At 72.7% G+C, this 13,839-nt stretch carries 10 protein-coding genes and 1 pseudogene; 10 read left to right on the top strand and 1 reads right to left on the bottom strand.

Translation table 11 applies throughout. The annotated features are described in order from the left end of the window. Window positions 1–168 precede the first annotated feature (168 nt). The 4 genes and pseudogenes from ACZ6JT_RS02400 to ACZ6JT_RS02385 form a co-directional block, all read left to right on the top strand. Window positions 169–486 (top strand): annotated as a pseudogene (locus ACZ6JT_RS02400) (sensor histidine kinase); the annotation flags it as partial. A gap of 152 nt (window positions 487–638) precedes the next feature. Beyond that, on the top strand, window positions 639–1,433 hold the full coding sequence (locus ACZ6JT_RS02395) for an ABC transporter ATP-binding protein (RefSeq protein WP_469208139.1): 795 nt from the start codon (window positions 639–641) through the stop codon (window positions 1,431–1,433). Between the two features lie 110 nt (window positions 1,434–1,543). Further along, a complete protein-coding gene (locus tag ACZ6JT_RS02390) occupies window positions 1,544–4,099 on the top strand; it encodes an ABC transporter permease (protein WP_469206324.1) in 2,556 nt (851 codons plus the stop codon). 193 nt (window positions 4,100–4,292) lie between these two features. Next, window positions 4,293–5,171 (top strand): 2OG-Fe(II) oxygenase, encoded by an 879-nt coding sequence (locus ACZ6JT_RS02385; protein WP_469206322.1) that lies wholly within the window; start codon window positions 4,293–4,295, stop codon window positions 5,169–5,171. Window positions 5,172–5,245: 74 nt separating this feature from the next. Here ACZ6JT_RS02385 and ACZ6JT_RS02380 read toward each other — a convergent pair whose 3' ends face one another. Beyond that, complete coding sequence (locus ACZ6JT_RS02380) at window positions 5,246–6,193, bottom strand: methionyl-tRNA formyltransferase (protein ID WP_469206320.1); 948 nt, start codon at window positions 6,191–6,193, stop codon at window positions 5,246–5,248. Window positions 6,194–6,407: 214 nt separating this feature from the next. Here ACZ6JT_RS02380 and ACZ6JT_RS02375 point away from each other — a divergent pair, with 214 nt between their 5' ends. From ACZ6JT_RS02375 to ACZ6JT_RS02350, 6 genes are all read left to right on the top strand, one after another. Then, window positions 6,408–7,763 carry a lysine N(6)-hydroxylase/L-ornithine N(5)-oxygenase family protein gene (locus tag ACZ6JT_RS02375; protein ID WP_469206318.1) on the top strand — a complete coding sequence of 452 codons (1,356 nt, stop codon included), beginning with the start codon at window positions 6,408–6,410 and terminating at the stop codon, window positions 7,761–7,763. Window positions 7,764–7,805: 42 nt separating this feature from the next. Then, the gene (locus ACZ6JT_RS02370) at window positions 7,806–8,864 is read left to right on the top strand and encodes a FecCD family ABC transporter permease (RefSeq protein ID WP_469206316.1); all 1,059 of its coding nucleotides are present in this window, start codon (window positions 7,806–7,808) and stop codon (window positions 8,862–8,864) included. A 98-nt stretch (window positions 8,865–8,962) separates the two neighbouring features. Next, on the top strand, window positions 8,963–9,946 hold the full coding sequence (locus ACZ6JT_RS02365) for a FecCD family ABC transporter permease (RefSeq protein WP_469208137.1): 984 nt from the start codon (window positions 8,963–8,965) through the stop codon (window positions 9,944–9,946). Window positions 9,947–9,984: 38 nt separating this feature from the next. Next, window positions 9,985–10,833, top strand: coding sequence for an ABC transporter ATP-binding protein (locus ACZ6JT_RS02360; protein ID WP_469206314.1), 849 nt, complete (start codon window positions 9,985–9,987; stop codon window positions 10,831–10,833). Between the two features lie 113 nt (window positions 10,834–10,946). After that, window positions 10,947–12,011 carry an iron-siderophore ABC transporter substrate-binding protein gene (locus ACZ6JT_RS02355; RefSeq protein ID WP_469206312.1) on the top strand — a complete coding sequence of 355 codons (1,065 nt, stop codon included), beginning with the start codon at window positions 10,947–10,949 and terminating at the stop codon, window positions 12,009–12,011. Next, window positions 12,008–13,795 (top strand): ABC transporter ATP-binding protein, encoded by a 1,788-nt coding sequence (locus ACZ6JT_RS02350; protein ID WP_469206310.1) that lies wholly within the window; start codon window positions 12,008–12,010, stop codon window positions 13,793–13,795. Before ACZ6JT_RS02355 ends, ACZ6JT_RS02350 begins: the two co-directional genes overlap by 4 nt. Window positions 13,796–13,839: the final 44 nt, after the last annotated feature.

Here is a 13,839-nt window from a genome sequence, read left to right as displayed (position 1 = left end):
TTTTTCCCAGATGTGTTGTGTACGCCCCCCCCCCCCCCCTCCCTCTCCCCCCCCCCCCCCCCCCCCCCCCCCCCCCCCCCCCCCCCCCCCCCCTCCCCCGCCGACGCCACCGCCGCCGACGCCACCGCCGCCGACCCGCGCGGCTCCGGAACCGCCCCGGCCGGGGTGACCGTGGAGACCGACCCGCGCCGCCTCGAACGGATCGTCGGCAACCTCGTCGTCAACGCCCACCGGCACGGGGGCACCCCGGTGCGGGTCACCGTCCAGGGCCGTACGGTCGTCGTCCGCGACCACGGCCCGGGCTTCCCCCGGGACCTGCTCGTCGACGGCCCGCGCCGCTTCCACACGGGCGCCGCGGGGCGCGGCACGGGCCACGGCCTGGGCCTCACCATCGCCCTGGGCCAGGCCCGGCTGCTCGGCGCCGAGCTGCGCTTCGAGAACGCCCCGGACGGCGGCGCGGTCGCCACCCTGCGCCTGCCGGCCTGACCGCCCGCCTGCTGCCTGCCTGCTGACCGCCCGCCTGCTGACGGCTGGTCCCTACACGATTGATACGGAGCGGAGCGGCGGCCGATACGCGGCCGCCCGGGCCCCGACACGTTCCCCGGACACCCTTCGACGTGCACGTTCCCGCACCCGAAATGGAGTCCTCCGTGACCGCCGACCCCTTTGCCCCGCACCCGCCGCTCACACCGGCCGGGGCCGCGGCCGCCACCACCGACCTGTCGAAGGTCTACGGCAGCGGCGACACCCGCGTCGTCGCCCTGGACCGGGTCAGCATCGCCTTCGGGGAGGGCGAGTTCACCGCGATCATGGGCCCCTCCGGCTGCGGCAAGTCCACCCTGCTGCACTGCGCCGCCGGGCTCGACTCCTTCAGTTCCGGCTCCGTCCGCATCGGCACCACCGAACTGGGCACCCTCGACGACCAGCAGCTCACCCGGCTGCGCCGCGACCGGATCGGCTTCGTCTTCCAGGCCTTCAACCTGCTGCCGACGCTGACGGCACTGGAGAACATCACGCTGCCGCTGACCATCGCCGGCCGCCGGCCCGACGGGCAGTGGCTGGACCGCGTCGTCGCCATGGTCGGCCTGGCCCAGCGGCTCGACCACCGGCCCGGACAGCTGTCCGGCGGGCAGCAGCAGCGCGTCGCGGTGGCCCGCGCCCTGGTGTCCCGCCCCTCGATCGTCTTCGGTGACGAACCCACCGGCAATCTCGACTCCCGCTCCGGGGCCGAAGTCCTCGGCTTCCTGCGCGACTCGGTGCGCGAGCTGGGCCAGACCGTGGTCATGGTCACCCACGACCCGGTCGCCGCCGGCTACGCCGACCGCGTGGTCTTCCTCTCCGACGGCCGGCTGGTCGACGAGATGAGCCGTCCCACCCCGGACCGGGTGCTGGACCGGATGAAGGAGTTCGACACCCGCTCGCGCACCAGCTGACCCCGCCCGCCCGCCCACCCGGCACCGGCACCGCACGAGCCCCCGACCAGCCGCCCGCCTGCCCGCCCGCTCACACCGGACGGGCCAGCCTCCCCAGGATCCGCATCCCCATGTTCCATACCGCCCTGCGCAACGTGTTCGCGCACAAGGCCCGCCTGCTGATGACCGTGTTCGCGGTCATGCTCGGCGTCACCTTCGTCTCCGGCAGCCTCGTCTACGGCGACAGCCTCCACCGGGCCGCCTCCGCCCGGGCGACCGACGGCTACGAACGCATCGCCGTCAGCGTCTTCCCCCAGGACTCCGAGGGCGCGAAGGGCTCCCCGCGCCAGGACGACGGGCCGCCCGGCATCGGCACCGGCACCGTGCGTGCCTTGGCCAAGGTCGAGGGCGTCGCCCTCGCCGCGGGCCGCGTCACCGGTTTCGCCGCCGTCGCCGGCCGGGACGGCCGACTGCTCGGTCACGGCCCCGCCCACAAGGCGGGCAACTTCGCCCCGGGGGCGGACGGCACCGACCCCGCCTACCAGTTCACCCAGGGGTCCGGGCCGACCGGCGGCGACACGATCGCGCTCGACGCGACCACCGCCGCGAAGGGCGGCTTCCGCGTGGGCGACACCGTACGCGTCGGCACCCACCAGGGCGCCGCCTCCTACACCCTCAGGGGGATCTTCCGTACGGACGGGACCACGCTGCCCGCCGGCGGCAGCCTGACGCTGTTCGACGACGCCACCGCGCAGCGGCTCTTCCTGCGGCCCGGCCTCTACCAGAACGTGGAGGTCACGGCCGTACCCGGCGCCGACGTACGGCAACTCCTCGGCCGGATCGAATCGGTGCTGCCCCAGGGCGCCGGTGCGGCGACCGGGGCCCAGCTCGCCCGGATCCAGGCCAACCTCGCCACCAACGACAGCGACACCATGAGCCAGATCCTGCTGGGTTTCGCCGCGGTCGCCCTGTTCGTCGCCACCTTCCTCATCTCCAACACCTTCACCATGCTCGTCGCCCGGCGCACCCGGGAACTGGCCCTGCTGCGGGCCGTCGGGGCCTCGCGCCGGCAGGTGCGCCGCATCCTGCTGACCGAGTCCCTCCTCGTCGGCGCGATCGCCTCCGCGGCCGGTCTCGCCGCCGGCACCGGGACCGCCGCCCTGCTCCAGGCCCTCTTCGCACCGGCCGACGCCCCGGCCGGCCCGCTGGTCCTCACCCCCGGCACCGTCATCACGTCGCTGTTGGTCGGCACCGCCCTGCCCACGGTCGCCGCATGGCTGCCCATCCGCCGGGCCATGGCCATCCCGCCGGTCGCCGCGCTCAGCGCGGCCGAGCCTACGGCCCCGGCGCGCACCGGCTCCCTGCGCACCGGCCTCGGCGCCGCGCTGCTGGTCACCGGCGTCGCCGCCGCGGCGTACGGGGCGCTCGGCACGGACCGTGACGCGCGAACCGTCATCGGCCTCGGCGCCGCCCTGACCCTCACCGGCACGATCGTCCTCATCCCGCTGCTGGCCCGGCCGTTCGTCGCCCTGGTCCGGCCGCTCCTCACCCGCCTCCACCCGGTGTACGGCGACCTCGCCGCCCGCAACACCGTGCGCGACCCGCGCCGTACCGGCGCCACGGCCGCCGCGCTCGCCATCGCCCTCACCCTCGCCTCGGGCCTCTCCGTCCTCGGCGCCTCCGCCGCCCAGTACCTGGACCGGGCGACCACCCACGACTTCATCGCCGACTACCTGGTGAAGCCCGCCGAGGGCGGCACGCGGCTGACGGCCGACACCGCGGCGGCCCTGAAGAAGCTGCCCGGCGCCGCGGTCAGCCCGCTCGACCAGTCCACCGAGTACCGGCTGGCCGGCACCCCCTCCGTGCTGACCGGCGTCGACCCCGCCACCATCGGCCGCCTGCTGCGGTACGACGTCGTCGAGGGCTCCCTCGACCGCCTCGCCCAGGGCCAGATCGCCGTGGCCGACTTCAAGGCCAGGGCGGCCGGCTGGCACGTCGGCCAGACCCTGCCCCTGCAGCGGCAGGACGGCCGGCCGGACAGCGTCACCATCGGCGCCGTCTACCGGGCGGACGAGCAGAGCAACCTGCTGCCCAGCATCACCGCACCCGACTCACTCGTCGCCCGCCACGACCCCACCCCGCACATCGCCGGGATCCTCGTCGCCGTGGACGGCGGGCCCAGTCGCTCCGCGCTGGGCAGCGTCACCCGCGCCCTCGGGGACAACCCCGCCCTGGCCGTCCTCGACCAGGAGGGCATCCGGGCCCAGGACAGCGGCTCCATCGGCGACCAGCTCAACGTCTTCTACGCCCTGCTGAGCATGGCCCTGACGATCGCCGCGCTGGGCATCGCCAACACCCTCGCGATGTCCGTCCTGGAACGCCGCAAGGAGATCGGTACCCTGCGCGCCCTCGGTGTGGACCGCGCCGGGGTGAGCCGAATGATCCGCCTGGAGGCCCTGGTCCTCGGCGGGCTCGGCGCGACGCTCGGCACGGCCCTGGGCGTCTTCCTGGGCTGGGCGCTCGGCCGCACCCTCCAGGAGAGCGTCGCGGGCTACACGCTGGTCCTGCCTTGGGGGCGCCTCGCCCTCGGTGTGCTCGTCGCCCTGGCGGGAGCGCTGGCCGCCTCGCTCTGGCCGGCCCGCAGGGCCGCCCGCGTGAACATCCCGGCCGCCACGGCGGCCCAATGACCCCGCGCCCGGGCCCGCCGCCGTGAGCGCGCAGCGGACGGCGGCCCCGCCGCCCGCACCGGGCCGGGCGAGGGCGCCGCTCTCCACCCGGGCGGGCCGGGGGGCCGACACAGCGGACCGGGGGTGGCGTACTCCTGTGCGCCCCCATGTGCTCCTTCGACGGCACCGGCCACCCCGCTTACGGTTCCGGGCCATGAGTGGATACGCGAAGGAACCGGCCACGCCGACGGAAATCAGCACCCGGGACTTGCCTCCCTCCGACCGTTGGTCCACGACCCCCGTCATACCGGCCCCGGTCTGCCGCTTCGAGAACTTCCTGGGCGCGGAGCGCGCCGCCGGCCTGTTGGCGTACGCGGTCTCCCGGCAGTCCGACTTCAACGCGGGAACGGTCCTGGACCCCCTGTCGGGCCAGGTCTCCCACAAGGGCCGCAGCTCCCTCGTCCTCCCCGTGACCAGCTCCGTCTTCAGCCGGCACCTCGCCGACTGCCTGCCGCTCGTCCAGGAGGTCCTCGGCCACCAGGCCGCGCTGACGCAGACCCTGACGGTCCTGACGGCGCACGGCGAAGGGGGCCACTACGGCATCCACACCGACGCCTCACGGGTCCGCGACGTCAGCACGGCCGTCTCGGCCGTGTACTACCTCCACCGCAGGCCCCGCGGCTTCGACGGTGGTCAACTCCGGCTGTACGACACGCAGTTCCGTCAGGGCGGGCCACAGCCGGCGGAGACCTACCGGACGATCGAACCCGAGCACGACACCATCGTGTTCTTCCCGGCCAGCGCCTTCCACGAGGTGGTCCCGTCCACCTGCCCCAGCGGGCACTTCGCCGATCACCGGTTCACCCTCACCACATGGATCAGCGGCACCGGGCAGGCGCCGGCGACTCCCGACACCCCGCTGCGGATCTGGCAGTGGATGGCCCGCGCGGCCGAACACACCCGCCCGCTCGCGGACGTCACGCACGACCACGACGGCGCCCGGCCCATCGCCCTCCCGGCCGCGGACCCCGTCACCCGCCTCACCCTTCCCGCACCCCCGCACGACGGCGTGAACCCGGTCTTGCCGGCATGAGCCGGGCCGCGAGTCGGCCCGGCAGGTGCGGCCGGGCAGGTACCGGGCAGGTACGGCAGGTCAGGGGCGGCCGGTCAGGGGCGGCCGGTCAGGTATCCGCCCATGGCGGTGAAGTACTCGGCCGCGGGCAGCTCCCGGCCGTCCTCGGTCCGTACGCGCGTGAGGGCCAGCCCGTGATTGCGGCCGCTCCGGGCACCTGCGCCCGCGACGATCACCACGCCCTCGCCCTCGCGGTAGAAGATCCGGCCGGGCGTGCCCCCGTACAGCCCCCGGGACACACGGGCGGACAGCACCTCCAGCCGCCTGCCCCGGTGGAAGGTGAAGGCGCTCGGGTACGGCTCGGACTGGGCGCGGACCAGGCGGTCCAGGTCCTCCGCGGGCCAGGTCCAGTCGATGCGGCTGTCCTCGACGGACCGCTTGTGGAAGAAGCTCGCCCGGCTGCGGTCCTGCCGGGTGAACTCCGTGCGCCCCGAGGCGATGAGGTCGAGGGCGCCGACGGTGACCGGGGCGATGAGGTCGACGGTCCGGTGGAAGAGGTCGGTGGCGGTGTCGGTCGGCCCCACCGGCACCGACTCCTGCCGCACGATGTCGCCGGCGTCGAGTTCGTCGTTCATCATGTGCGCGGTGACGCCCACTTCGGACTCGCCGTTGATCAGCGCCCAGATCAGCGGCGAGAAGCCGGCGTACTTCGGCAGCAGCGAGTCGTGCACGTTCAGCGTGCCGTGGCGGGGGAGGCCGAAGACCCGCGGGGGCAGCCACGTACGCCAGTTGTTGGCGACGATGATGTCCGGATCGGCCTCCTTGAGGCGCTGGAACAGCTCGTCGTCGTCCGGGCGGTTGCGGAGCAGCACCGGGACCCCGTGTTCCCCGGCGAGGTCGGCGACGGAGTCGCTCCAGATCTTCTCGTAGACGTGTTCGCTCTTCGGGTGCGTCACCACCAGCACCACGTCGTGCTCGGAGTCCAGGAGGGCTTGCAGGGTGCGGTGCCCCCAGGTCTGGTAACCGAACATGACGACCCGCATGGGGTTCCTCCTCAGGAGCAGGGGTTGGTCACTGTCGAGTTAAGCAAGGCTTGCCTAAGCGTGCAACGGCGCCTGCGCGGACGGGAATTGACGTTCATTCAGTCTTGAGTGCCCGATTTGCCTCTCGACAGTTCCGTGTGGATCAGCTTAGCCTTACCTAAGTTGTGATCCGCCCCGGCCGGCGCGGCGGCTGCCCTCGCGCGATGGGAGTGACATGGCACAGGCTCGTCCTGGCGACCCCCCGCTGATCCACGACCTCATAGGCATCGGCTTCGGGCCGTCCAACGTGGCCATGGCGATCGCGGTCGGCGAGCACAACGCACGCGTCGGCGGGGAGGAAGTGATCACCACTCACTTCTTCGAACAGCAGCCGCGTTTCGGCTGGCACCGGGGCATGCTCATCGACGACGCGACCATGCAGGTGTCCTTCCTGAAGGACCTGGTGACGCTCCGGAACCCGGCCAGCGAGTTCAGTTTCCTGTGCTACCTGAAGAGCAAGGGCCGGCTGATCGACTTCATCAACCACAAGAACCTCTTCCCCCTGCGGGTAGAGTTCCACGACTACCTGGAGTGGTCCGCGGCCCAGGTCGACGACATGGTGTCCTACGGGCACGAGGTCGTCGGGGTCACGCCGGTCGTCCACGACGGCGTGGTGGACCACCTCGACGTGACGGTCCGGTCGGCGGAGGGGCTCGCGCTCCGCCGCGCCCGCAACCTCGTCATCGGCACCGGCTTACGCCCCCTCATGCCGGACGGCGTGGAGCGCACCGACCGCATCTGGCACAACTCCGACCTCCTGACGAAGGTCGACGGCCTCCGGGGCGCCGACCCCTCCCGGTTCGTCGTCGTCGGCGCGGGGCAGAGCGCCGCCGAGAACGTCGCCTATCTGCACCGCCGCTTCCCCGGGGCCGAGGTATGCGCCGTGTTCTCCCGGTACGGGTACAGCCCCGCCGACGACAGCGGCTTCGCCAACCGCATCTTCGACCCCGAGGCGGTCGGAGCCTTCTTCACCGCGCCCGAGAACGTCAAGCGCAAGCTGATGGACTACCACCGCAACACCAACTACTCCGTGGTGGACATCGATCTGATCGACGACCTGTACCGGCAGATGTACCAGGAGAAGGTCCTCGGCACCGAGCGCCTGCGCTTCCTCAACGTCTCGCGGCTCACCGGCGTCGCGGAGACGCCGGCCGGGGTCCACGCCACGGTGCAGTCCCTGGTCACCGGCGAGGAGACGCCCCTGGACGCGGACGTGGTCGTCTTCGCCACCGGCTACCGCCCCGCCGACCCGCTCGGCCTCCTCGGCGAGGTCGCCGACCGCTGCCTGCGCGACGACGAGGGCCGTGTCCGCGTCGAGCGCGACTACCGCATCGCGACCGACCCCGGACTGCGCTGCGGCCTCTACGTGCAGGGCGGCACGGAGCACACGCACGGCATCACCTCGTCCCTGCTGTCCAACACCAGCGTCAGGGTCGGCGAGATCCTGGACTCGCTCCTCGACCGGGGCCTCACGACGAATCCCGACGAGGTCCGGACGGTGGCCGACGGAACGGGCAGCACCGCCCGCTAGCCGATACCCGGGCCGGTCAGCGAAGGGATGACGTACAGCGACATGGGCACGACTACAGTGGAGCGTCCCGCGCCCAAGGGGGCGACGGAGGCCCGCAGGCGCCGTATTGCGGGATCGTTGACGCTTCTGTTGATCCTGCTGGCCGCGGTGGCGGTGTCGTTGGCCGTCGGTGCCCGCGCGCTGAGCCCGGCGGATGTGTGGCAGGGGCTGACGGGGGCGCCGGACCCGGACCGGCGGCTCACCGAGATCAGGCTCATCGTGCGGACCGTACGAGTGCCCCGGACGGTCCTCGCGGTCGTCGCGGGCGTGGCCCTGGGAGTCGGCGGGGCCTTGATCCAGGGGTACACGCGCAACCCGATCGCCGACACGGGCCTGCTCGGGGTGAACGCGGGCGCGTCCTTCGCGGTGGTCACGGTGATCGCCGTGTTCGGCTTCGCCGGCCCGTTCCAGTACGTCTGGTTCGCCTTCCTGGGCGCGGCGGTCGCCGGTGTCGTCGTGTTCGGGCTGGCGAGCATCGGCCGGGGGGCCGGCAACCCGCTGACGCTGGCCCTGGCAGGGCAGGGGATCACCGTGTTCCTGGCCGCCATGACCACGGCGGTCGCCCTCTCGGACAAGGCCTCGCTGAACGCGCTGCGCTTCTGGAACGCGGGCTCGGTGGCCGGAGTCGGATTCGACGTCATCTGGCCGGTGACCGCGTTCATCGCCGTCGGGGTGGTGCTGGCCCTGACCACGCTGCCCGCCGTCAACCTGCTCAACCTCGGCGACGACGTGGCGCGCGGGCTGGGCGTCGACATCGCGCTGACCCGGGCCGTGGGCATCGTCGCCATCACCCTGCTGGCGGGAGCGGCGACGGCGGCCTGCGGACCCATCGCCTTCCTCGGCCTCATGGTGGCCCACGTGGCCCGCGACCTGACCGGGCCGGACTACCGCTGGTTGGTGCCGTACGCGGGCCTGCTCGGGGCCGTCGTCCTGCTGGTCTGCGACATCGCGGGGCGGCTGCTGGTGCGGCCGGGCGAGCTGGACGCCGGTGTCGTGGTGGCCCTGCTCGGTGCCCCGTTCTTCGCGGTCCTGGTGTGGCGCGGAAAGTTCAAGAGCGCGTGAACGGGGCCGACGTGGAAGCGGAAGCGGTGGACGCGGTGAAGGCGTCGGTGGCGCCGGGGGTCCGGCTCGGCCGGGTGTCGTTCGTCTGGCGGCCGTGGATGGTGTGCGCCACCCTGCTGCTGACGGCGGCGACGTTCCTGGTGTTCTGCCTGTCCATCGGCGTCGGGGAGTTCCCCGTCGGCCTGCCGCGGGTGATCGCCACGATCCTCGGCCGGGGCGAGCAGGTCGACGAGTTCGTGATCATGGACCTGCGGATGCCGCGGGCCCTGGCCGGGTGCGTCGTCGGCGTCGCGCTCGGGGTGTCCGGGGCGATCACCCAGTCGATTGCGCGCAACCCGCTGGCCAGCCCCGACATCCTGGGCATCACCGGGGGCGCCGGCGCGGTCGCGGTGTTCCTGGTGACGGTCTCGGGCGGGACCGCCGCGGCGGTCGTCAGCTCCGTCGGTCTGTCGGGAGCGGCGCTCGCGGGCGGTCTCGGTACGGGGCTCCTCGTGTACTTCCTGGCGTGGCGGCGCGGCATCGACGGCTTCCGGCTCATCCTCATCGGCATCTCGGTGAGCGCCGTGACGGAGGCCGTCACGACCTGGCTGCTGGTCCGGGCCGACATCAGGGACGTGGCCCGGGCCCAGGCCTGGCTGATCGGCTCGCTGGACAACCGCTCGTGGGACGACATCCGGGTGGCGCTCTGGTGCACGCTCGCGCTGATGGTCGTGGTGGCGTGCGCCGCGTTCCAGTTCAAACCGATGCACCTCGGCGACGAGGTGGCCGCGGGCCTGGGCGTCCGGTACTCGGCCGTCCGCGCGGTCCTGCTGCTGTGCGCGGTCCTGCTGGCCGGCGTGGCGGTGAGCGCGGCGGGCCCGGTCCCGTTCGTCGCTCTGGTCGCGCCGCAGGTGGCGATGCGTCTGCTGAGGTGCCCGACCCCGCCGATGGTGGCCTCCGGCATCTTCGGGGCCCTGCTGCTGACCGGCGCCGACCTGGTGGCGCGTACGGCCCTGCCGATCACCCTTCCGGTCGGCGTGGTGACCGCCGCGATCGGCGGCCCCTTCCTGGTCCACCTGCTGGTGCGGGCGAACCTCCGTTGACCGACTCGTATGCAGGCACGTCCAGTTCAGGGGGAGCAGTGGCCGTATCGCCCATCGCCGGGATCGCGTCCGGGGGTCAGGAGACCTCGCGGCTGGCGGCCAGCGGGGTCACCGTCGGGTACGGCGGCCGGAGCGTCATCGACGACCTCCACGTGACGATCCCGCCCGGTGTGATCTCCACGATCATCGGCTCCAACGGCTGCGGCAAGTCGACCCTGTTGCGGACCCTGTCGCGGCTGCTGAAGCCGACGAAGGGCTCGGTCGTCCTGGACGGTGAGGACATCGCCACGCTCAGGACCCGGGACGTGGCGAAGAAGCTCGGCCTGCTGCCCCAGGCGCCGGTCGCGCCGGACGGGCTCACGGTGGCCGACCTGGTCGCCCGGGGGCGCCATCCGCACCAGAGCTGGCTGCGCCAGTGGTCGTCGGACGACGCCGCCGTCGTGGCACGGGCGCTGGCCCTGACCGGGGTGTCCGACCTGGCGGACCGTCCGGTGGACGCGCTGTCCGGCGGGCAGCGCCAGCGCGTCTGGATCTCGATGACGCTGGCCCAGGGCACCGACCTGCTCCTGCTGGACGAGCCGACCACCTTCCTGGACCTGGCGCACGCGATCGACGTGCTGGACCTGGTGGACGACCTGCACGAGTCGGGACGCACCGTGGTGATGGTGCTGCACGACCTCAACCTGGCCACGCGGTACAGCGACAACCTCATCGTGATGAGGGCCGGATCGATCCTGGCGCAGGGGCACCCACGGGACGTGATCACCGCCGAGTTGCTGCACGAGGCCTTCGGGCTGCGCGCCCTGGTGATCGAGGATCCGGTGGGGGACCGGCCGCTCATCGTGCCCATCGGCCGCACCCACGTCCAGCCCGGCCGAATCGACTAGATCGGACACAATTCCGAGTCAAGTAAGGCTAGGCTAGCCTCACTTGGGCGCGATACGGTGTGCCTGCCCTCGGGCGGGGGCGCAGTGGACAGCACGAAAGCAAGGGATTGCGGATGCTTCTCCAGCGAACGACGCGTACCACCCCCCGGGGCCGGCTGATGGCGGTACTGTCCGCCGCGGCCCTCGGCATCGGCCTCCTGGCCGGCTGCGGTTCCGACGCGAAGGACCCGGCCGACAAGAAGGGCGACGACGCCCCGGCCGCCGCGGCCGGCACCTTCCCGGTCACCGTGGAGCACGCGTTCGGATCCACCGAGGTCAGCAAGGCTCCCCGGCGGGTCGTCTCCGTCGGCTACACCGACGACCAGGCCATCCTGGCGCTCGGCACCAAGCCGGTCGGCATGGTCGACCAGTACCCGAACCCGCCGGGCACGAGCCCGGACGTCAACACCCAGTGGCCGTGGGTGAAGGACAAGTGGGGCGACACCCGCCCCGAGGTCGTCATGAGCAACGGCGACACCGGCCCCAACTACGAGAAGATCGCCGCACTCCGGCCCGACCTGATCATCGCGGTCTACTCCGAGATCGACCAGGCCGCCTACGACAAGCTCTCCAAGATCGCCCCGACGGTGGGACGCACCAAGGCCGAGAAGGAGCCCTTCAGCGCCCCCTGGCAGGACAACGCGGTCCACATCGCCAAGGCGCTCGGCCAGGAGTCCAAGGGCGTCGAGCTGGTGAAGGGCGTCCAGGACAAGCTCGACGCGGCCAGGAAGGCCCACCCCGAGTTCGCGAACCAGACCGCCGTCGCACTGTCCTGGTACAAGGACTCGGCGGCCCCGTTCACCTCCACCGACGTCCGCGGACGCCTGGTGACGGGCACCGGCTTCACCTACCAGACCGAGATCGACAAGATCGCCGACGGCAAGTTCTACACCACGCTCTCACCCGAGCGCATGGACCTCATCGACGTCGACCGCATCTTCGTCATCAACGACAAGGCCGACACGGAGGCGCTCAAGAAGTTCGAGCTGTTCGCCAACCTGGCCGCCGTCAAGAACGGCAAGGTGTCGTACCTGCTGGACAGCGAAGGCCCGGCGGTCGGCGCCGCCATGTCCCAGGGCACCCTGCTGTCCCTGCCGTACGCGATCGACGAACTCGTCAAGTCGGTCGGCCGGGGGTGAGCACCACCGGTACGCGCGTCGCCCCGCCGACCCTGCGCACGACGAGCGGACGCGAGGCCACCCGCTGGGTCACGGCGCACTGCCGCGAGGTGCCCTGGCTGACGGCCGCCACCGTCCTCACCACGGTGGCGGGGGCCGCGCTCCAGGTACTCCCGCTGCTGCTGCTCGGGCAGGTCGTGGACGGGGTGGTGGCGGGCGAACCGCGCTCCGTCCTGGTCACGACGGGGGTACTCATGGTCGCCGCCGCGCTGCTCGGCGCGGCGGCCACCGCCCTGTCCACCTACCTGGTCGGGCGGCTCGGCGCGGACCTGCTCGCCCGGCTGCGCGAAGGCGCCGTACGGGCGGTGCTGGGGATGCCGAGCGCGCGCATCGAGCAGGTCGGCCGGGGAGACGTGCTGTCCAGGGTCGGCGACGACGTCGCCGTCCTGTCCCGGGGCATCCGCACGGCCGTCCCCACGGTGTTCTCGGCGGGCGTGCTGGTCGTCATCGCCACGCTCGGCATGTTCGGCCTGGACTGGCGGCTCGGCCTGGCGGGCGCCGGCGCGCTGCCCGCGTACGCGCTCGCCCTGCGCTGGTACCTGCCCCGGTCCGCCCCGCTCTACCGCAGGCAGCGCGCGGTCCAGGCCGACCGCGCACAGGCCCTGATCAGCGGACTCAACGGGATCGACACGGTCCGGGCGTACCGCCTGGAGGGAGCCGTCCGCGAGAAGGTCACCAGCGAGTCGTGGCGGGTACGCGAACTCGGCATCGAGGTGTTCCGGCTCTTCGGCCGGTTCGTCGGCCGGGAGAACCGCGCCGAGTTCATCGGACTGGTCCTGATCATCGTGGTGGGATACGCCCTCCTGGAGGCCGACGCCGCCAGCCTGGGCGAGGTGTCCGCGGCTCCGCTGCTGTTCCACCGGCTGTTCACCCCACTGGGCTCCATCATGTTCACCTTCGACGAGGCACAGAAGTCGGGCGCGAGCCTCACCCGGCTGGTCGGGGTGCTGGGGGAGGACGCGGAGGACCGTCTGGTCGGCGCCCCGGGGGTCACGCCGGCGGTCGACGCGCCGTACCCCGTCCGGGTGGAGGCGCTCACCTTCGGCTATCCCGACACCGAGGAGCCGGTCCTGCGGGACGTCGACCTGATGATTCCGGCCGGTGGCTCGCTCGCGCTCGTGGGGGCGACGGGCGCCGGCAAGTCGACCCTGGCCGCGCTGATCGCGGGCATCGGGACCCCCCAGGCCGGATCGGTGCGCATCGGGCCGACCGACCTCGCAGATCTGGACGAGGCCGGCGCGCGGGCCCTGGTGAGCATCCTGACGCAGGAGACGCACGTGTTCTCCGGCCCGCTCGCCGACGACCTGCGGCTGGCCGCACCGGAGGCGACCGACGCCGAACTGACGGACGCCCTGCGCACCGTCGGCGCCGACGGATGGGTCGACGCGCTGCCCGACGGACTGAACACCCTGGTCGGCGAGGGCGGCGAGCGCCTGGACGTCACCAAGGTCGCCCAGATCGCCCTCGCCCGGCTGGTACTGGGCCGGTCCCCGGTGGTCGTGCTCGACGAGTCCACGGCCGAAGCGGGCAGTGAGGGCGCGGCCGAGCTGGAACGGGCCGTGCTCGCCGCGTGCGCGGGCCGCACCACGCTGTTCGTGGCGCACCGGCTGACCCAGGCGATGGCAGCGGACCGGATCGCCGTGCTGGACGCGGGACGCGTCGTCGAGCACGGCACCCACGAGGAACTGGTGGCCCTGGGCGGCCGGTACGCCCACCTGTGGCGGGCCTGGCGCGAGGGCAGCTAGCCCACCCCGATCCGGGTGGGCACTCACGGACTGTGAAGGGGCGT

The sequence above is a fragment of the Streptomyces sp. NPDC046308 genome (assembly GCF_055588065.1).
This window is presented reverse-complemented; position numbering and strand designations above follow the sequence as displayed.